The 20,255-nt window shown below is 43.0% G+C and carries 20 protein-coding genes; 18 read left to right on the top strand and 2 right to left on the bottom strand.

Annotated features, from left to right (window positions below):
• Window positions 1-125: 125 nt before the first annotated feature.
• The 14 genes from nadB to yajC all read left to right on the top strand — a co-directional run bounded on the left by nadB (window position 126) and on the right by yajC (window position 13,537).
• Window positions 126-1,757 carry an L-aspartate oxidase gene (nadB, locus tag K7887_RS15565; RefSeq protein WP_223490383.1) on the top strand — a complete coding sequence of 544 codons (1,632 nt, stop codon included), beginning with the start codon at window positions 126-128 and terminating at the stop codon, window positions 1,755-1,757.
• Window positions 1,714-2,556, top strand: coding sequence for a carboxylating nicotinate-nucleotide diphosphorylase (nadC, locus tag K7887_RS15560; protein WP_223490382.1), 843 nt, complete (start codon window positions 1,714-1,716; stop codon window positions 2,554-2,556). Before nadB ends, nadC begins: the two co-directional genes overlap by 44 nt.
• A 4-nt stretch (window positions 2,557-2,560) precedes the next feature.
• Window positions 2,561-3,664 (top strand): quinolinate synthase NadA, encoded by a 1,104-nt coding sequence (gene nadA, locus K7887_RS15555; RefSeq protein ID WP_223490380.1) that lies wholly within the window; start codon window positions 2,561-2,563, stop codon window positions 3,662-3,664.
• 172 nt (window positions 3,665-3,836) lie between these two features.
• Window positions 3,837-5,318 carry a SafA/ExsA family spore coat assembly protein gene (safA, locus tag K7887_RS15550; protein ID WP_223490378.1) on the top strand — a complete coding sequence of 494 codons (1,482 nt, stop codon included), beginning with the start codon at window positions 3,837-3,839 and terminating at the stop codon, window positions 5,316-5,318.
• Complete coding sequence (locus tag K7887_RS15545; RefSeq protein WP_223490377.1) at window positions 5,260-6,282, top strand: phosphotransferase; 1,023 nt, start codon at window positions 5,260-5,262, stop codon at window positions 6,280-6,282. The genes safA and K7887_RS15545 overlap by 59 nt, the downstream gene beginning before the upstream one ends.
• Window positions 6,283-6,314: 32 nt before the next feature.
• Complete coding sequence (gene nadE / locus K7887_RS15540) at window positions 6,315-7,055, top strand: NAD(+) synthase (protein ID WP_088018981.1); 741 nt, start codon at window positions 6,315-6,317, stop codon at window positions 7,053-7,055.
• Window positions 7,056-7,155: 100 nt separating this feature from the next.
• A complete protein-coding gene (locus K7887_RS15535; protein ID WP_223490375.1) occupies window positions 7,156-7,908 on the top strand; it encodes a YhcN/YlaJ family sporulation lipoprotein in 753 nt (250 codons plus the stop codon).
• 170 nt (window positions 7,909-8,078) lie between these two features.
• Window positions 8,079-8,645: an intercompartmental signaling factor BofC gene (locus K7887_RS15530; protein ID WP_223490373.1), complete on the top strand. Its 567-nt coding sequence runs from the start codon at window positions 8,079-8,081 to the stop codon at window positions 8,643-8,645.
• A gap of 166 nt (window positions 8,646-8,811) precedes the next feature.
• The gene (ruvA, locus tag K7887_RS15525; protein WP_223490370.1) at window positions 8,812-9,423 is read left to right on the top strand and encodes a Holliday junction branch migration protein RuvA; all 612 of its coding nucleotides are present in this window, start codon (window positions 8,812-8,814) and stop codon (window positions 9,421-9,423) included.
• Window positions 9,424-9,466: 43 nt separating this feature from the next.
• On the top strand, window positions 9,467-10,468 hold the full coding sequence (gene ruvB / locus K7887_RS15520) for a Holliday junction branch migration DNA helicase RuvB (RefSeq protein ID WP_223493673.1): 1,002 nt from the start codon (window positions 9,467-9,469) through the stop codon (window positions 10,466-10,468).
• Entirely contained in the window at window positions 10,465-10,665 is a 201-nt protein-coding gene (locus K7887_RS15515) for a DUF2905 domain-containing protein (protein WP_034774776.1), read from the top strand. The genes ruvB and K7887_RS15515 overlap by 4 nt, the downstream gene beginning before the upstream one ends.
• A gap of 180 nt (window positions 10,666-10,845) precedes the next feature.
• Window positions 10,846-11,874 carry a tRNA preQ1(34) S-adenosylmethionine ribosyltransferase-isomerase QueA gene (gene queA / locus K7887_RS15510; protein ID WP_223490368.1) on the top strand — a complete coding sequence of 343 codons (1,029 nt, stop codon included), beginning with the start codon at window positions 10,846-10,848 and terminating at the stop codon, window positions 11,872-11,874.
• Window positions 11,875-12,089: 215 nt separating this feature from the next.
• Window positions 12,090-13,229 (top strand): tRNA guanosine(34) transglycosylase Tgt, encoded by a 1,140-nt coding sequence (tgt, locus tag K7887_RS15505; protein ID WP_223490366.1) that lies wholly within the window; start codon window positions 12,090-12,092, stop codon window positions 13,227-13,229.
• Between the two features lie 44 nt (window positions 13,230-13,273).
• A complete protein-coding gene (gene yajC, locus K7887_RS15500; RefSeq protein WP_010195975.1) occupies window positions 13,274-13,537 on the top strand; it encodes a preprotein translocase subunit YajC in 264 nt (87 codons plus the stop codon).
• Window positions 13,538-13,583: 46 nt separating this feature from the next.
• On the opposite strand, the gene K7887_RS15495 is transcribed toward yajC, so the two are convergent.
• A complete protein-coding gene (locus tag K7887_RS15495; RefSeq protein ID WP_223490364.1) occupies window positions 13,584-13,973 on the bottom strand; it encodes a TIGR04086 family membrane protein in 390 nt (129 codons plus the stop codon).
• A 131-nt stretch (window positions 13,974-14,104) separates the two neighbouring features.
• Here K7887_RS15495 and K7887_RS15490 point away from each other — a divergent pair, with 131 nt between their 5' ends.
• Window positions 14,105-14,767, top strand: coding sequence for a DUF421 domain-containing protein (locus K7887_RS15490; RefSeq protein WP_223490362.1), 663 nt, complete (start codon window positions 14,105-14,107; stop codon window positions 14,765-14,767).
• A gap of 49 nt (window positions 14,768-14,816) precedes the next feature.
• On the opposite strand, the gene spoVB is transcribed toward K7887_RS15490, so the two are convergent.
• Window positions 14,817-16,373, bottom strand: coding sequence for a stage V sporulation protein B (gene spoVB / locus K7887_RS15485; protein ID WP_223490360.1), 1,557 nt, complete (start codon window positions 16,371-16,373; stop codon window positions 14,817-14,819).
• Window positions 16,374-16,538: 165 nt separating this feature from the next.
• On the opposite strand from spoVB, the gene K7887_RS15480 reads away from it, so the two are divergent.
• From K7887_RS15480 to K7887_RS15470, 3 genes are all read left to right on the top strand, one after another.
• The gene (locus K7887_RS15480) at window positions 16,539-16,820 is read left to right on the top strand and encodes a post-transcriptional regulator (protein ID WP_169292471.1); all 282 of its coding nucleotides are present in this window, start codon (window positions 16,539-16,541) and stop codon (window positions 16,818-16,820) included.
• A gap of 177 nt (window positions 16,821-16,997) precedes the next feature.
• A complete protein-coding gene (gene secDF, locus K7887_RS15475) occupies window positions 16,998-19,247 on the top strand; it encodes a protein translocase subunit SecDF (protein WP_223490358.1) in 2,250 nt (749 codons plus the stop codon).
• Between the two features lie 117 nt (window positions 19,248-19,364).
• A complete protein-coding gene (locus tag K7887_RS15470) occupies window positions 19,365-20,255 on the top strand; it encodes a cation diffusion facilitator family transporter (RefSeq protein WP_223490356.1) in 891 nt (296 codons plus the stop codon).

The raw sequence follows: 20,255 nt of genomic DNA, 5'->3' as shown, positions 1-20,255 counted from the left end.
ACTCCTTCCCCTAAATAGACTGCTAAAACTAGCAAACTCTCGTTCTTGTAAAAAATCTCTTGTCATTAGTATAGAAATATGTAAATATAGGTGTCAAGACACTTATATACACAGGAGGTTTTTTTGTGTCTAGTATACAGCGAGATGTCATTGTAGTCGGAAGTGGACTATCCGCTTTGTTGACTGCAAATTATTTAAGTGAACATATGAATGTGATTATTTTCACAAAGTCTAGCAAAAATGATAATAATTCTTTTCTTGCACAAGGAGGAGTTGCTTGTGCCATCGAACATACAGATTCTTGGCAATTGCATTATGAAGACACGCTTTCAGCCGGGTGTTATCACAACGAGGAAGATGCGGTGGAATTGCTTACAAAATGTGGACCAGGCGAGCTGCAAGCTTTGATTCAAAATGGGATGCAATTTGATCGGGACGGTCTTGGTGAATACTCACTTGGCATGGAAGGTGCCCATTCCAAACGAAGAATTCTACATGCCGGTGGAGATCAAACAGGCAAGGAATTGATGGAATGGCTTCAATCGAGGCTGTCAAAAAAAGTTCTCATGGTGGAACATGAAACCGTTATCAAATTGCATGTCCAAAACGACCATTGTTGTGGCGTGCAAACCCTCAATTCTAATGGAGAACGGACAAACTATTTTGCTTCTAAAGTGATTTTGGCTACAGGTGGGGCGGGGTCTCTCTATCCTTATACCTCCAATAACGAAAGCATTACAGGCATGGCGTTGTCGCTTGCGTATCAGGCTGGAGCGACACTAACAGATTTAGAATTCATGCAATTTCACCCAACAATGCTTTCTGTAAATGGTAAAGCGGTCGGGCTTGTTTCTGAAGCCGTTCGTGGGGAAGGGGCATTTCTTCAAAACGGGAAAGCTCAAAGGTTTATGGAATATGTACATCCAATGAAAGATCTGGCACCAAGAGATGTTGTGTCACGGGCAATCTTTCAAGAACTCGACAATGGCGAAAAGGTTTATCTTAATATCTCCAAGGTGGAGCAATTTGAAAAAAGATTTCCTGCAATCACTAAGCTATGTACAAAGCACGGTGTCGACTTGAAGGCCAATCTGATTCCGGTTGTGCCGGGGGCTCACTTTTATATGGGCGGCATTTATACAAACGTTCATGGAGAAACATCGCTAAAAGGGTTGTACGCTGTTGGAGAAGCTGCCTGCAATGGGGTGCATGGGGCAAATCGGTTAGCAAGCAACTCATTGCTTGAGACCATCGTTTTTTCAAAGGCTCTGGCGGATCATCTTTTAAAAGAAAAAATCTTAAGCCATCATTTGCTTTGGCACAAACAGCCCCCCGAGCAATTGGATATGGATTTGCTTCAACAACGGGCTGTGCCACTTCCATCAAAAGAAGAAATTCAACACATGATGATGAAGCATGCAGGAATTGTGCGTCATGAGGAAGGGTTATTAGAGTTAAAAAATTGGCTTGAGCTCTACCAGCCTTACTGCAAAGCGATAACTCATCTTACAGATATATTTGGAATCGAAGAAATAGAAACCATTCACATGCTTCAATTATGCTATCTGATTACAGAAGCGGCCTTGCAACGAAAGGAAAGTCGCGGAGCTCATTTTCGTTCTGATTTTCCTATAGCAAAAGAATCTTGGCGACAGGTCCGGATTTTGCATGTTCAAAAGGAAGGAAGCACATTGGGAAAGGAGAAAGAACTAGATGAATACAATCATGCTGCAAGAGATGCTGCGTCATTTTTATAAAGAGGATATTGGTGAAAAGGATTTAACTTCTGAGGCGCTCTTTGATGAAAAAGAAAGAGGTTCAGGGACTTTTATAGCAAAAGAAAACGGTATTTTTGTAGGGGAACAGATTGTGCAGGAGGCAATGCGTTTACTGGATCCAGACGTCCATGTGACTCTTTTCAAAAAAGATGGTGACAGGCTCGAAAAAGGGGAAGTCATTGCAAGAGCAGATGGGAAAATGCGGGCGTTACTTGGTGCCGAAAGAGTGACCCTGAATTTGATTCAGCGCATGAGCGGAATTGCCACGCTGACTGCTTCTGCCGTTTCAGTGCTTGATAGCAATCATACAAAAATCTGTGATACAAGAAAAACAACTCCGGGATTAAGGATGTTGGAAAAATACGCTGTCACATGCGGGGGTGGGTATAATCACCGTTTTGGATTGTATGATGGTGTGATGATTAAGGATAATCATATCGAGTTTGCGGGGAGCATCACAAACGCCGTGCAACGTGTGCGGGAAAAAGTCGGACATATGGTCAAAATCGAGGTGGAAACGGAATCGTTGTCTCAAGTGCAGGAAGCTGTCGAGGCGGGTGCAGACGTCATTATGTTTGATAACCGGACACCAGATGAAACAAAAGACTACATTCAACATGTACCAAAACATATTATTACAGAGGCTTCGGGAGGCATCAACCTTACCAATATAGCCACCTACCGGGACACTGGTGTTGATTATATTTCGCTTGGGCTGCTTACCCACTCAGCAAAATCACTAGATATCAGCTTTAACGTTGGAGCGAAAGGAGTTTAACAGGATGAATATACTAGACATGGTGAAAAAAGATAACGGGCTGTTGCCTTCCAAATATCGTGATATGACAACAGATGAAATGAGAGCAAGAGTGAGAGAGATAAAAGAGAAGCTTGGTGATGATCTGTTTATTCCCGGGCATCATTATCAAAAAGATGAAGTCATTGAATTTGCGGATGCGACAGGGGATTCCTTGCAGCTCGCACAGGCAGCAGCGGAGACGACAGCAAGCTATATCGTTTTTTGCGGCGTGCATTTTATGGCCGAGACGGCAGATATTTTGACTAATGAAAGTCAAGTGGTAGTATTGCCGGATATGAGAGCAGGCTGTTCGATGGCGGATATGGCAGATATCCATCAAACCGAGCGTGCATGGGAAAAACTTGAAAAGGTTTTTGGAGACACGATGCTACCGTTAACTTATGTGAATTCCACCGCAGCCATTAAAGCCTTTTGTGGAAAAAGGGGAGGGGCCACCGTTACTTCTTCCAATGCTCATAAGATGGTAGAATGGGCATTCACGCAAAAAGAAAGAATCTTATTCTTGCCAGACCAACACCTTGGCAGAAACACTGCCTTTGATTTAGGGATACCGCTTGAGGAAATGGCAGTTTGGAATCCGATAACAGATGAACTGGAATACGACGGTGATCCTTCAAATGTGAAAGTGATTCTTTGGAAAGGGCATTGTTCCGTTCATGAAAAATTCACGCTTGGCAATATCGAGCAACTGAGAGTGGATAAACCCGAGATGAACATTCTCGTGCATCCGGAATGTACGTGGGAAGTGGTGCAAAAAAGTGACCTCGCTGGAAGCACAAAATATATCATCGAAACAATTGAAAAGGCAGACGCCGGCAGCCAGTGGGCCATCGGGACAGAGATGAACTTGGTCAACAGAATCATTCAACAACACCCCGACAAGGAAATTGTCTCGCTTAATCCAAATATGTGTCCTTGCCTTACCATGAACCGGATTGACCTTCCCCACCTTTTATGGGCACTTGAATCCATCGAAAACGGCGAAGTCATCAATAGGATCCAAGTGGAACAAGAAGTAGCACAACAAGCAATATCCGCACTAAACAAAATGCTTGAACACGCTTAATAGTAAAATAATATTAAAAATGGGCACCGCAGGAAAAATTTATTTTTCCCCTGCGGTGTCCATGTTTTTTATCATAAACTCCCCTTTTGAAGCATAAGTTGAGTTGAAGAATAGTGGCAAAATGCCTACACAACTCATAGACTGTAAAGACTTTGCTAAGGAGGGAAAATCCTTGAAAATCCATATTGTCCAAAAAGGGGATACATTGTGGAAGATTGCCCAGAAATACAATGTGAATTTCGAAGAACTAAAGAAATCGAATTCACAACTAAGCAATCCTGACATGATTATGCCTGGAATGAAAATAAAAGTGCCGATGGCAGGGGTACCTGTCAAGAAAGAAAGCCAAGTGATGGGTGTGACGAAAGAAGCACCAAAGCAAGTAATGGGAGTACAGGCGCCTAAAGCGCAGCATCCTTATAAGGAGATGCCGAAAAAACCTGCGGTTAAAGAGCAACCGGTAAAAGAAGCTCAAAAAACTCCATATAAACCGAAAATGCCGCAATTAAAGCCGTATTTTCCTGAAGTGGACGTAAATAATTATTTAACGGTTAATGTTCCTCACAAGCAGCCTAATGAAAAGATGCCGAAGATGCCAAACATCAAAATGCCAAATGCGAAAATGCCTAACATAAAGATGCCAAATGTGAATATGCCGAATCTTGGCATGGCAAATGAAAACATGCCTGTGAACATACCAAAACCAAAAGAGGAAAGTCCTGAAAGTCCGGAACAAGTGATGGGTGTGCAACAACCAGCAATGGAAGAGTGCTATCCTGTATCACCTGTAATGCCAGGAAGCGGTTTATGTCCTCCTCCTTGTCCTCCTAAACACCATCACCATCACCACGGATGGGGACCAGGCTGGGGTGGTCCAGGAATGGGCATGCCAGGGATGATGCCAGGAATGCAAGGAATGGGCATGCCGGGGATGATGCCAGGAATGCAAGGAATGGGTATGCCAGGGATGATGCCAGGAATGCAAGGAATGGGCATGCCACAGATGATGCCAGGAATGCAAGGAATGGGTATGCCACAAATGATGCCAGGAATGCAAGGATCACAAGTAATGGGAGTTCAACAAGGTGAAGAATCTCCTGATGTCGATTACGGTCAAATGCAACAACAAATGATGCAGCAAATGCAACAGCTGCAACAAATGGGGCAAATGCCGAACATGAGCAATGAAGAGATGGAGAGCGCCGTAATGGGTGTTCAAGATCAAATGGCTCAAAATGGGATGCAAGGAATGGGCATGCCACAGATGATGCCAGGGATGCAAGGAATGGGTATGCCGCAAATGATGCCAGGAATGCAAGGAATGGGCATGCCGCAAATGATGCCACAAGGAATGCCGATGGGACCAATGGGAGGCTATCCATGTTATCCGATGGGGCCGGCAGCTCCAGGTTCTGGATTCGGACAAATGGATGGCGGTGACCAGCAACAAGTCGCAGGAGCTAGCTCCGGTGGAGATTGTGGCTGTGGAGCACCTCAAGGTTATCGAAATGATGTTCCTTATGGTTATGCACCTTATGGCTATCCTATTGCTCCGGGCTATTATAACCCTCAAGGTTATGGATACGGGGTTTCCAATGAAGAGCGAAATGAAGGATCAGATTTTGAAGGTCCAGAAATTGATGATGAAAACTGATCATCCGATCTTTAGAGACGATTTCAATCGAAATCGTCTTTTCTTTCGTCTCGCACAGGAAACAAGGCTAATCATCCATTCCTACAGTAAAATAAAAAATAATCTCTATAAAATTCAAACAGAAGAAGGACAGTATATTTTAAAGGGCTACACGGAACCAGGTAATCTTGACTCCATCATCCGTTTTAGCCAACTTTTACATAAGAGCGGTTTTCATACGGGGCTTATGTACGAGAAGTTTACGGATGGTCAATTTCTTCTATTTGAACAAGGGTTAGTTTGGGTACTGTTAAAGTATATTGCCCCTAAGAGAAAGTTTAGTTTTGCAAAGGAAAAGGACAGGGAAGATGGACTGATTATTTTGCGGAAATTCCATCAGCACAGTAAAACTCTCCTGCCAAACCTCCTTCCTGATCTTCCAAATGAAAATACGGTTTCGAAATGGCAAAACCGGCTTCGAATTTTCGAAAGTCATGCCCCATTTTTAGCAAAGTGGTTTAACCCTAATGTAATTGGTGAAATTGTATACTATAGTCATCTTTCATTGAATAAGCTGGCGAAAGACTATGTGGAAACAGAGGAAGTCGTTCTTCACGGTGATGTGGCAAGTCATAATTTTATTAGGGCTGCAGATAATAAAGTGTATTTAATTGATTATGACTTGCTTTCAGTTGGAAGTGCGGAATGGGATTTTGTTCAATATGCAAGCAGAATTCTTCCTTTTATAAAATGGAATGGTAGCTTGTTTCAACTTCATTCCAATCTAATGGAAATGGGCAAAGACCATCCGTGGTTTCGGACGGCGCTGGCATTCCCAATGGATATATTACGAGAAGGGAACCATTTTTCCAAATCGGTCGGCGATGAAAGGATGCCAAACAGCTTTGCCAATCTTTCCTACTTCATTTCTACTTGGGAATTGCGCAAACAATTTTTGACGAATTACAACAATCTGATACAATAATCAATATTGCTAAATGGAGGGAAGAATACGTAATGGAAGAAAAAATTGCCAAGTTGGTACAATGGATACAAGAAAAAGTAAAAGATTCTGGACTAAATGGAGCAATTGTTGGAGTCAGTGGAGGAATCGATTCCGCTGTTGTCGCCCATCTAATTAAAAGAGCATTCCCTGAAGATTCCCTTGGAGTTATTATGCCTTGTAAAAGTGACCCGAAAGATCAGGAATACGCACTGGAGGTCATCGAAAGCTGTGGAATTTCCCATACCACGATTGATCTTTCTGAGACACATACTGTTTTATTTTCGGCAATGGAAAAACAGTTGAAGGAAAAAGGCGAATGGAACGAAGAAACATCCCGCCTTGGTGATGCAAATACGCGTGCGCGCCTTCGTATGACGACCCTTTATGCTGTGGCCAACAACTATGGTTATTTGGTGGTTGGTACAGATAATGCAGCAGAATGGCATACAGGCTATTTTACAAAATATGGAGACGGTGGAGTAGACCTGGTTCCACTTGTGAATTTTACCAAAGGCGAAGTTCGTGAAATGGCGAAAGTGCTTGGAGTACCGGACAGCATCATTAATAAGCCGCCAAGTGCGGGACTGTGGGAAGGCCAAACCGATGAAAATGAAATGGGTACAACTTACAATATGATTGACAGCTATCTGAAGGGTGAGGAAATTCCCGAAAAAGATAAGCAAATCATTGATAGAATGCACAAACGCACAGAACATAAACGTCAACTGGCATACGGACCTCCAAAATTTTAAAAGCTTGGAGAGAACTAACAAAATAAAACACCCCTTAACTTGTCACCCTAATGGAGAGTACATCTATTGTACTCAACTGACTCGTTAGGGGGTTTTTACATTGAGGAAGTCACTATTCACTGTAACCTCTGCGGCACTATTAGTTGGCGGTCTAGCAGGATGCGGCCAAAACGAAAGTGCAACAGACAATAGGTATTATGAGGAAACAAGACCTATTGGGTATTATACAAGCGAACACAATCCTTATGTAAACAATGACCGTACACGTCGTGAACCGGAAGAAAGGGGCAATGCCCGTCTTCTGGAAGATAATGATGGTCCTTTGAACGAAATTTTGGACCGTTCTGTTGTCTATGACGAAAGCAGAGTAAGACGTAACAAAGATAATGGAGTCAGAAATGCAACAAACCGTAATAATGGCGGTATGATGGATATCGGATACGATACTCCGCATTACAGTCGTACAGACAAGAACTATCATGGACATCTTAACGGAATCGAAAATGTCGGAAATCCATCCTATTACAACAATTATGATGGAAAACTGGCAGATCGAATCGTGAAACGTGCTTCGAAGGTAGATGGAGTCGATGATGCTCGTGTATTAATTAATGGGGATGAAGTTCTTGTTGCGATTAACCCGGAAGATGGGACAAATGATACACGTCAATTAAAACGTGAGGTACGGGATGCGGTTGAACCTCTTTTGAAAAATAAAGAGCTGCGCGTTGCCGCTGATCCAAGTGTGTACAGTACAGTCCGAAGTGTGGACAATGACTTGCGTAATGGAGAATGGCATTTGCGTGATTTGGATGACACGATGCGTGGGATTTATCGTACGATGACAAGGTAACCTTTTTACGAACAGCCTCTTACAGTTTAGGGGCTGTTTTTTTCTATGTTGAAAATTTCCCTTATACTCATGGTTAATATTCCTAAATATGGTCAAACTAAAAAAGATAAGAACAATAAATTATTGGAATAGAAATTAAACTAATGAGAATGTGAGGGGGCAATGTAACAATGAAACCCATCATACTTAAAAAGTGGATCCTTCTGGTAGTAGTGTTCGTTGCCGCGTCTGGATTGCTTTATACGTTTGCCACTTATGAAGGTGCAGCAGATGAGAATGAATATGTGGATGAAGAAGTACTTGAGGATGCGTTTGAAGTAAACGGTCCATTAACGGTGAAGGTTGTGTTGGAGCGAATTTACTTGGATGGCGAAGTAAGTGAGGAGATTGTGGACCAGACAGTGTGGGCAATGGAGGACTTTTGGGCTCAATACGAGGGCTGGCAAGTTATTGACCTAGACGGGGAACAAGTTGTGTTCCAACAATACATTGATGACATATCACCTTTATTGAAATCCAATGGATACTTTGGAATTTCAGAAGAGGGGATCCTCACTATCTATGAAGGAAAGCCGACAGAGGCATCTAAGATCATCCAATCCTTTTTCCAGATTGATGTAGGGAAACTGGAAAGCCACCAACACGAGCAATTAAAGGGTGGAATTAAGGTGGGAACCAAAGATGATTACGTACAGGTTCTGGAGACATTCAAGCCGTATACGACAAAAAAACAATAAACAGGCCGGCGTTCTGCTGGTCTGTTTTTCGCGTTGGTCTGAGACAAGGTGAAATACCTTAACAATTGTACTAAAATATGCTATCTTTTTCTTTTGAGCCGATTGTTTCTTCTATTCATGGTAAAATGAAGAGTAGAAGCTGAACGAAAAGGGGAGTATTTTTACGTTGATCGATTTTATTAGAGGATTTGTCGAATACGTGTCACCGGAATACGTCGTGGTGGAAGTGATGGGAGTGGGTTATCAGGTGAATGCACCAAACCCTTTCATCTATCAGGTGGACCGCGACAAAGAAGTGACCATTTATACATATCAACATGTCAGGGAAGATATTTTGGCCCTATATGGTTTCAAAACAAGAGAAGATAAGAATTTGTTTATGAAGCTTTTGAACGTTACAGGCATCGGTCCAAAAGGCGCACTTGCCATTTTAGCATCGGGTCAGCCAGCACAGGTGGTCCATGCGATAGAAAATGAGGACGAAAAATTCCTCGTAAAATTCCCGGGTGTGGGAAAGAAAACAGCAAGACAAATCATACTAGATCTAAAAGGAAAACTGAACGACCTTGTTCCAAGTGCCTTTCCAGATCTATTTCAGCCTGATGTAGAGGTGAATGTCACTACAGCTACCAGCTCTGCTTTGGACGAAGCTTTAGAGGCTTTGAAAGTACTGGGCTATGGCGACCGGGAAATCAAAAAAATTGTTCCCGCCTTGAAAAAGGAAGACCTATCTACAGATCAATATGTAAAAAGGGCATTGCAGCTGCTCTTGAAATAATAGGGGACTTTAAACACTGTTTTAAGAAAGGGGGAACCACATGATGGACGATCGCATGGTATCGCAGGATGCAACCTTAGAGGAGCATTCTTTAGAATTTAGCTTACGGCCACAAACCCTGCAGCAATATATTGGCCAAGATAAAGTGAAGGAGAACCTGGAAGTATTCATCCAAGCGGCAAAAATGCGCCAGGAAACATTGGATCATGTTCTGCTTTACGGCCCTCCAGGACTCGGGAAAACGACACTTGCAGCCATCATAGCAAATGAGATGGGGGTTCAACTTCGCACCACAGCTGGACCTGCCATTGAGCGGCCAGGAGATCTTGCCGCAATACTTTCTGCCTTAGAACCGGGTGATGTTCTTTTTATTGATGAAATTCACCGTCTTCACCGGTCCATTGAAGAAGTTCTTTATCCTGCAATGGAGGACTATTGTTTAGATATCGTGATAGGAAAGGGACCAACCTCAAAGTCTGTTCGTCTGGATCTTCCTCCTTTCACGCTCGTTGGGGCTACCACAAGAGTGGGCTTATTGACGGCACCGCTTAGAGACCGTTTTGGGGTACTGAGCAGGCTGGAATATTATAACGAAGAGCAGCTAACAGAAATCTGTCTGCGCACGGCACAAATTCTGGAGATTGGCCTTGAGCAAGACGCAGCCACAGAGATAAGCAGAAGAGCAAGGGGAACTCCGCGTATCGCCAATCGACTATTACGCAGGGTGAGGGATTTTGCCCAAGTTTTAGGAAAAGATACGATTAGTGCTTCTCTTGCAAAAGAGGCGTTAGATCGCTTGCAGGTTGATAAACTTGGATTAGACCACATCGACCAAAAGCTCTTGATGGGCATCATTGAAAAATTCCGTGGTGGTCCTGTTGGAGTGGATACGATCGCAGCAACGATCGGAGAAGAATCACATACCATTGAAGATGTGTATGAACCATACCTTCTTCAAATTGGATTTTTGCAACGGACTCCACGTGGTCGGGTAGTGACAGACTTGGTGTACCGTCATTTCAATATGGAGGTGCCAAAAGAATAATGGAACTGCCTAAAATGCTGATGGTAGTCGGAGCAGTACTTTTAATCGTAGGATTCCTCTGGCAAGTGGTCGGAAAAATCCCAGGAGACATCGTCGTAAAAAAAGGGAATGTAACCTTCTTCTTCCCAATCGTAACCTCCATCATCATCAGCATCGTACTCAGTCTAATATTTTATTTTATTGGCCGATTTAGATAGGAATATTCCTGTAGACTGGAGTGCAAGGTGTGAGACTCCTGCGGGGGGCAACGGTAGCTTGAGACCCCGCAGGCGAAGCCGAGGAGGCTCAAGCACCGTCCCGCGGAAAGCGAACACCTGGAACGCAAGGATACAGGAGTTAACGAGATACTAAGATAGCAAACAAGAAAAGGTGACACTATGAAGATAGATTTATTTGATTTCCACTTACCAGAAGAACTGATCGCACAAACACCACTAGAACAAAGAGAAGCATCACGCCTAATGGTACTCAACAAAGAAACAGGCAACCTAACACACGAACCCACTTTTCGTTCCATCTTGGACTACGTAAAAGAAGGCGACTGCCTTGTCCTGAACGACACAAGAGTACTGCCGGCCAGACTTTTTGGCGTGAAAAGTGAAACAGGAGCAAAAATTGAAGTACTTCTATTGAAACAATTAGAAGGCGACACATGGGAAACCCTCATCAAGCCTGCTAAACGTGTAAAAGAAGGCACTGTTGTCTCCTTTGGTGACGGTCGTTTAACTGCCATTTGCACAGGCGAAAGCGAGCATGGCGGCAGAAAGCTTGATTTCCGCTATGAAGGCATTTTTTATGAAGTGTTAGATAGTTTGGGAGAAATGCCCCTGCCGCCATATATAAAAGAACAATTAGAAGACCGCGACCGCTATCAAACCGTTTTTGCAAGGGAAACTGGTTCAGCAGCGGCTCCGACTGCCGGTCTTCATTTTACAGAAGAACTGCTAGATGCATTGAAGGATAAAGGCGTACATACTGCTTTCATTACCCTTCATGTTGGACTTGGAACATTCCGCCCGGTGAGCGTGGATTCCGTTGAAGAACACGATATGCATGCAGAGTTTTACCAGATGTCAGAGGGCACTGCGCGACTTTTGAATGATGTTCGCAGCAATGGCGGAAGAATCATCACAGTCGGCACCACTTCTACACGAACACTTGAAACGATCGCACGTGATCATGGCGAGTTTAAAGAGGCGAGCGGATGGACAAACATATTCATATACCCAGGTTACAAGTTTGCTGCCATTGATGGCATGATCACAAACTTCCACCTGCCAAAATCAACGCTAATCATGCTTGTCAGCGCACTTGCCGGCCGCGAAAACGTCATGCACGCCTACGAAGAAGCTGTCAACCAAAAATACCGCTTCTTCAGCTTCGGCGACGCCATGCTAATTTTATAAAAATGAAAGAGGCTGTTTCTTTGTAATAAAGGTCCCCCTGTAGATTGAAGTGCAGAGTGTGAGACTCCGGCGGGGGGAAACGGTAGCTTGAGACCCCACAGGCGAAGCCGAGGAGGCTCAAGCACCGTCCCGCGGAAAGCGAACACCCGGAACGGAAATCTACAGGAGTTTGCCAAATCAATGAAATGCTTTATAGAAATCCTAAGGAGAATACAATGACAGCAATCAGATACGAACTAATCAAAACATGTAAACAAACAGGCGCACGCCTTGGAATCGTCCACACACCACACGGAAGCTTTGAAACACCAGTATTCATGCCTGTAGGAACACTTGCCACAGTAAAAACAATGTCACCAGAAGACGTCAAAGCAATGGGAGCAGGAATCATCCTGAGCAACACATACCACCTATGGCTGCGTCCAGGTAACGAAATCGTCAAAGAAGCAGGCGGACTCCACAAATTCATGAACTGGGATCGCGCCATCCTTACGGACTCAGGCGGTTTCCAAGTGTTCAGTCTGAGCGACCTTCGTAAAATCGAAGAAGAAGGAGTACACTTCCGCAACCATATGAACGGAGACAAGCTTTTCCTATCACCAGAAAAAGCGATGCACATCCAAAACGACCTTGGCTCTGATATCATGATGGCATTTGACGAGTGTCCTCCATATCCTGCAACACATGAATATATGAAAAAATCAGTGGAACGTACTTCACGCTGGGCTGAACGCTGCCTAGAGGCACATCAGCGTCCACAAGACCAAGGCCTGTTCGGAATCGTTCAAGGTGGGGAATATGAGGATCTACGTAAGTTAAGTGCACAAGACCTAGTATCTATGGACTTCCCTGGGTATGCAGTCGGGGGCTTATCTGTAGGAGAGCCTAAAGATGTCATGAACCGCACGCTTGAATTCACGACGCCTTGGTTGCCGACAGACAAACCGCGTTACCTGATGGGTGTTGGATCTCCTGATTCCCTGATTGACGGAGCGATTCGCGGGGTTGATATGTTTGACTGCGTATTGCCGACTAGAATTGCACGAAATGGGACATTAATGACAAGTGAAGGCCGATTGGTGGTTAAAAATGCGAAGTTTGCACGTGACTTTGGACCACTTGATCCAGAGTGCGACTGCTATACTTGCACAAATTATTCCAGAGCTTACATCCGTCACCTAATCAAATGTGACGAAACTTTGGGAATTAGGCTAACAACTTACCATAACCTTTATTTTCTGGTAAAATTAATGGAGGATGTCAGACAAGCGATCCGCGAAGATCGTCTGGGGGACTTCAAAGAAGAGTTTTTTGAGAAATATGGATTCAATAAACCGAATGCAAAGAACTTCTAAAATCTCTTCCCATACATGACTGATGAGAAAGGAGGCGTTACAACATGGAAGGAATGGCTGGTGCTATTTTACCTTTAGTATTAATGTTTGCTATTTTCTACTTCTTGTTAATTCGCCCACAACAAAAGCGTCAAAAGCAAGTTCGTGAAATGCAGACTAGCCTGCAAAAAGGGGACAAAGTTGTTACAATCGGTGGATTACACGGTATCGTGGATGCATTGGATGAGGACAAGATTGTCATCAAAGCAGGAGACGGATCTCGTCTTACATACGACCGCCAAGCGGTTAGAGATGTAGTTCAAGACTAATGTGAAAAAAGAGCATGTTCCCATTTGGGGTTCATGCTCTTTTTCATTAGGCTTTGGAAGTATAACCACCGCCAACATTCACTCCGATAATTCCCCCAAGAGCGGCGATTCCGATAAATCCAAGATGAAACAACATTTGTTGCATGGTGAACAGGGCGTCATTTCCCAAGTATTGAAAAAGAAAAATGACAAGTGTGTATGCACCACCTGTTGCTCCGCCAAGCAGCCACCCTTTTTCTTTTCCACGCCCGCCGGAGATAAATCCACCGATAAACAGCGTTATAAATGATAAAGTCACAATGATCCATGCCACACTAGTTTCTTGAAGTGACGTGAACCGCAGAAGTAAGGAAAATATAAAACTGATGACAATAGCCAACATAAAAACGGTAATTAAGCCATACATGATAGCTAAACTAAGTCGTTTTGATTCCATGCGTACTTTTCCCCTTTCGTAGTACATGCTAAGTAATACAAGCATATTCACAAGAAAGACATAATAGAATATAAATATTTTTTGGGTGAAAGCTAAACATATAATTGTCTTGTTCGGAAGAGGTGGGTGTAATGGAAGAATACGTGTTGATTATCGCGAGAACCCTTTTTCTATATTTCCTTATTCTCATGATCTTTCGTGTCATGGGGAAGAGAGAAATAGGGGAATTGAGTGTCTTGGACTTGGTCGTCTTTATCATGATTGCCGAAATGGCTGTCATGGCGATTGAAAACCCGAAAGACCCACTGATTCATTCGCTGCTTCCGATGTTTTTGTTAATGGGAATTCAGATCTTGCTTGCCTTTGTATCACTTAAAAGCCAACGATTCCGAGTTCTGATTGATGGAAAACCTACTGTCATCATCAATAATGGGAAAATAGATGAAGAGGCAATGAAAAAACAACGCTATAACTTCGATGACCTGCTTGTCCAGCTCAGGGAAAAGAATGTGAAAAATGTGGCCGATGTAGAGTTTGCGATTTTGGAACCTTCAGGAAAACTATCGGTATTTGAGAAAAAGAAGGAAGAGGGAATTCCTGTTGATGAAGAGGATTCCATGAACCTGCCGCTTGTGATGGACGGAGTCATTCAAGAAGATCATTTAAAACGAATCGGTAAAACCAATCTTTGGCTTAGGCAGCAATTAAGAGCTATTGGATATAAAGATTTACATAAGATTTCTTATTGCAGCTATGATAACGGAGTGTTTTTTATCGATTTGATTGATGAATAAAAGGGTGTTTAGAAGTTGATAATTCTAAACACCCCGATTGGCAAACTCACTACCTCGCCAGCCACTTTTTCAAGAAAGGCAGCCTTGCAAGTTCTTCTCTTTTTACTAATCCAAAGACTAATAATAGAACGAGATACAGAAGGCATGTCAAAATAATCATCAATCCGCTCCGTTGCCCAACCCCAAGACCCAGCAGGAAATGGTCGACCATCCACATCCCTGCAACTACGCAAATCCCCATGGTAATGAAGCTTTTTACATAATCACGAATATACAGCGAGTAATTAAGGGCCTTCATGATGGTGGCCATATGCAACAAGGTAACTAGCATCATTCCGATCACAATTCCAAGTGCCGCTCCCATGATCCCAAAAGCAGGCTTGCTCGCCAAAACAAAGATCACAGCTGTTTTCACTGCGGCACCAATAAAGCTATTGATCATGGCTGCTTTCGCAAGATCCAATGCCTGCAATGTTGCCTGCAGCGGTCCCTGAAAATAATAGAACAAAAAGAATGGTGCCATGACTTTTATATAGATGGCCGCTTTGCTGCTGCCATACATTAATAACATGATAGGCTCTGCATAAACGAAGAGAAGTACCACTGCCAGTCCGCCTGTGACAAAGGAAAGCCTTAATGCTTGTTGAAGACGATGTTCAATAAGGATGCTATTTTTTTTCGCTGCTGCTTCACTTATGGCAGGAACGAGGGCGGTGGATAAGGAATAAGTAATAAAGGACGGCAACATCATCAATGGAAGCGCAAATCCAACAAGTTCACCGTATTGTTTGGTGGCCATGGCAGTAGCCACACCGGCAATAGCTAAGCTTTGGGCAACGACGATTGGTTCGAAAAACCAGGCAACAGAACCTATCATTCGGCTTCCCGTAGTTGGAAGGGCAATCCGCATCAAATCACGGAATGTCTCTTTTCCTTCCCCAACATAGTTAAAGAACTTTCGACGCAAACGGAAAGATTTTTTATTTTTAAAAATAAAAAGCATATAAAGCAAGGACATCAGTTCTCCAACGACTGCGGAAAGCATGGCGCCTGCTGCTGCATATTCAATACCATATGGAAGCAATGCTTTTGTACAAGCGGCAACCAAAGAAATCCTAACCACTTGTTCGATGACCTGTGAAATGGCGGATGGTTTCATATTCTGTCTTCCTTGGAAATAGCCGCGAAGGACAGAAGAGATCGCGATAATCGGAACTACAGGTGCAATTGCCATTAATGGATAATAGGTTCTAGGATCTGTAAATAGGTTATTGGATAAGTAAGGAGCGAGGAGAATCATGGCGGGAGTGAAGATAATACTGAGCGCTCCAGTCGTGGCAAGGGATACGACCAAAATCTTTTTGATTTTCCGGTGATTGCCCTGGGCTTCTGCCTCGGCAACCAATTTGGAAATGGCAACAGGCAAGCCAAGTTGGGTAATGGTTATGGTAAGTACAAGTGTAGGAACTGCCATCATGTATAGTCCCACGCCTTCTTCCCCGATAAACCTTGCTACCACGATCCGGTTGACAAACCCTAAAACCCTTGTGATCAAACCGGCAATAATTAAAATTAAGGTCCCTCTTAAAAATGTTTGCTTTGTCATGCCATTCCCTGCCTTCTCAATTACTGACTTATCATATACAATTATCTATATGCACAAGAGTGGGCCAAGCATGACAAGTATTATCAAGGTGCTAGTGAAAGGAAAGAAGGTTATTAGAAATAAGCATAAAATGAGAGAGTGAATTGAATGGGGGTTCAATCAACAATGAAAAAAGAAACCAATGAACATGCTTATGACCTTTTCCGGTACGACCTGGGTCCAATTTTGCAGAGCAAGCTGGAAGAATTTCAGCTTTTCGGCTATGACACCGTCTCAGAGGATGAATTGTGGGAATGCTTGACGAAAAAGAAATGGAAGCGCCCCGAAACCAAAAGACTGTTTGAACTGGTCAATGATGTGTACAGTTTATCAGTCACCGACTATATGAGTTACATCACCATCGAAGCGTACAAAGCACCAAACTATTTTACCTCACAAAAAGATTAAATTTTCAGCAAAAATTGACAGGCATTAATGGATGAATCATAATGGTACATGATGGCATTGAAACGGCTTTAATTAACTATTTTACATAATTATACGTGAAGCATGTAAGAAGCCAAGTGTCCATAAAAGCGGAAGTTATTTCATCGATTGTAAGTGCAGAAGGAGGATTTTTCACGAATGGTCAAAAGAGGACGGATAGTAGCATTCTTTTTACTTCTTATTCTAATTGGAAGCACAATTGGAGTGTTTACGAATCCAATTACAAAAGATATTAAACTTGGTCTTGATCTTCAAGGGGGCTTTGAGGTCCTGTATGAAGTAAAACCTATCAATGAAAATAGTGAAGTGGATCGTGATTTGCTTGTAAGTACGGTCAGTGCCCTTTATAAAAGGGTAAATGTGTTAGGTATCAGTGAACCGAACATCCAAATCGAGGGCGATAATCGTATTCGTGTCCAGCTTGCCGGAGTGGAAGACCAGTCCAAGGCAAGGGAACTGTTGTCCACAGAAGCAAAATTAACCTTCCGTGATGTGGATGACAACTTATTAATGGATGGTTCGGCCCTCGCAGAGAGAGGAGCAAGTCAGTCCTTTGACCAAAACAATGCTCCAAGTGTGGCTCTGACGCTTCGTTCTGCTTCAGAATTTGGGGACATCACACGTCAAGTTCGTGATATGGGTGTTGGGCGCAACTTGATGGTTATTTGGCTGGATTTTGAAGAAGGCGTGGATTCTTATGAAGCGGAAGCTGGCAAAGAGGATCCTAAATACCTTTCTGCTGCTGGTGTAGATCGTGTGTTAAATGAAACAAACGTGCAGATTACAGGGAACTTTTCGATTGAATCTGCGAAGGAGTTAGCAGACCTACTGAATGCAGGATCCTTACCTGTTGAGTTGGAAGAAATCTATTCCACGTCTGTAGGAGCTAAATTCGGGGAAACTGCACTTCAGAAAACGGTCCTTGCCGGTATTATAGGGATTAGTGTTATCCTTATTTTCATGCTTGTATACTACCGTTTGCCTGGCTTGGTGGCGGTTGTAACATTAAGTACGTATATTTTCTTAATCTTGCTTGTGTTCGAATTGATGAATGGGGTTCTTACACTACCAGGTATAGCCGCGTTGATTCTTGGTGTAGGGATGGCAGTAGACGCCAATATCATCACCTATGAACGGATTAAAGAAGAATTAAAGCTTGGAAGATCTGCGATGTCCGCATTCCGAGCAGGTAGCAGAAACTCGTTTTCAACCATTTTGGATGCCAACTTAACAACGCTTCTTGCAGCAGGGGTAATGTTCGTGTACGGAACAAGCTCTGTAAAAGGGTTTGCAACTATGTTGATTGTCAGTATCCTATTGAGCTTTATTACAGCTGTTTTCGGATCAAGACTATTGCTTGGCCTGTGGGTGAACAGCAGATTCATGAATAATAAGCCGCATCTATTTGGTGTGAAAAAAGAGGATATCCTTGATATCAATATGACGGATGAGCAGACGGAAGCTCCAAACCGATTTGATAACTGGGATTTCTTGAAGCATCGCAAGAAGTTCTTTATGCTTTCAGGAGCTTTGATTGTTGCCGGCATTATAGTACTTGCTGTCTTCCGCTTAAACCTTGGTATTGATTTTGCCAGTGGTACAAGGGTGGAAATCTTAAGTGAAACAAGCCTGACAGCTGAAGAGATTACAGAAGAATTAGGTTCCATTGGGTTGGAGCCGAAAGATGTGGTTCTTGCAGGAAATAATAACGAAATTGCTGTTGCTAGATATGTGGATGATTTTTCACAGACAGAAATAGCAGAAGTGAAAGAGTATGTACAAAATAAATACGGCTCGGAACCAAGTGTTAGTACGGTTTCCCCAACAGTTGGTCAAGAACTTGCAAGGAATGCGTTCTTTGCCATTCTGATTGCTGCTGTTGGAATCATCATCTATGTAACCATCCGATTTGAATGGATGTTTGCACTTGCTGCCATTGTGGCATTGTTCCATGACGCCTTCTTTATCGTTGCGTTCTTCAGTTTAACAAGACTGGAAGTGGATATCACATTCATTGCAGCCTTGTTGACCATTGTCGGTTACTCGATCAATGATACGATTGTTACGTTTGACCGGATCCGTGAAAACTTGAAAAAGAAAAAGCGGGTTAAAACATATGAAGATTTAAAAGAAATCGTGAACAAAAGTTTACAGCAAACTTTCGTCAGATCCCTTAATACGGTTGGAACGGTAGTTATTGCAGTCATTGCTTTGCTTATTTTCGGCAGTGAGTCGATTACTAATTTCTCCATTGCCTTATTAGTTGGATTGATTGTAGGTACGTATTCTTCCCTGTTCATCGCAGCACAGCTGTGGATGAATTGGAAATACAAACAAATTACTAAACCTAGAAAAGCTCCTGTAGAAGATCCGGAGCCAGAAGTATAATGAGAAATGTCACAGCGGTTGATACACGCGCTGTGACATTTTTATTTGTATGATTTTTAGAAGGATTTGCCTTATTTCGGGTACAATAGAAAGTAGAGAATGCAAAGGGGTGTCGTAATGGAACATAATGAGCGATTTAAGAAGGCCGAATTTGCAGCGTTGGTAGGAGTGGTCGGAAACATCGTGTTGGCCGGACTAAAAGCTTGGGCTGGTGTAGTTGCCAACAGTCGGGCACTTGTAGCGGACGCTGTTCACTCTGCATCTGATGTTGCAGGATCTTTGGCAGTATACATAGGTTTGAGGGCAGCCAAGCAGCCTCCTGATGAAGATCATCCATATGGACATGGCAAGGCAGAGAATATTGCTGCCATTATTGTTGCGGTTCTTTTATTGATCGTCGGGTTTGAAATTGGCAAATCGTCTTTTCAGGCTTTCTTTGAACCGATCCAGGCACCAAAAGCTTTAGCCATTTATGTAGTTGTCTTTTCCATCATCGTTAAAGAAATAATGTTTCGATATAAGTACAATTTGGGAAAAAGAATAAAGAGTGACGCCATCATCGTCAATGCATATGAACATAGATCAGACGTCTTCTCTTCCATCGCAGCTCTAATAGGTATTGCCGGTGCTGTCTTGGGAGGGTATATCGGAGTTGACTGGTTAGTATATCTTGACCCTGTTGCAGGGATAGTGGTAGCTCTCATGATTATAAAGATTTCTTGGCAGCTTGGTTCAGAGTCCATTCACAATACGATGGACCATGTCATGCATGAGGAAGATACGGAAGAATTTCGTGAGGTTGTTTTAACTGTGCCTGGTGTGATGAAAATTGACAGTTTGCATGCAAGGGAACATGGTCATTATGTCATCATTGATTTAAAAATTTCCGTTGATCCATACATTACGGTGGAAGATGGTCATAAAATAGGTAAAAACGTGAAGGCAAAACTCGTTGAAAATAGAGAAGTTCAGGATGTGTTTGTGCATATCAATCCATACTCTGAATAA

It is taken from the genome of Sutcliffiella horikoshii (genome assembly GCF_019931755.1).
Lineage (GTDB): Bacteria > Bacillota > Bacilli > Bacillales > Bacillaceae_I > Sutcliffiella_A > Sutcliffiella_A horikoshii_E.
The sequence above is the reverse complement of the archived record's forward strand: the minus strand, read 5'-3'. Positions and strand labels throughout refer to the sequence as shown.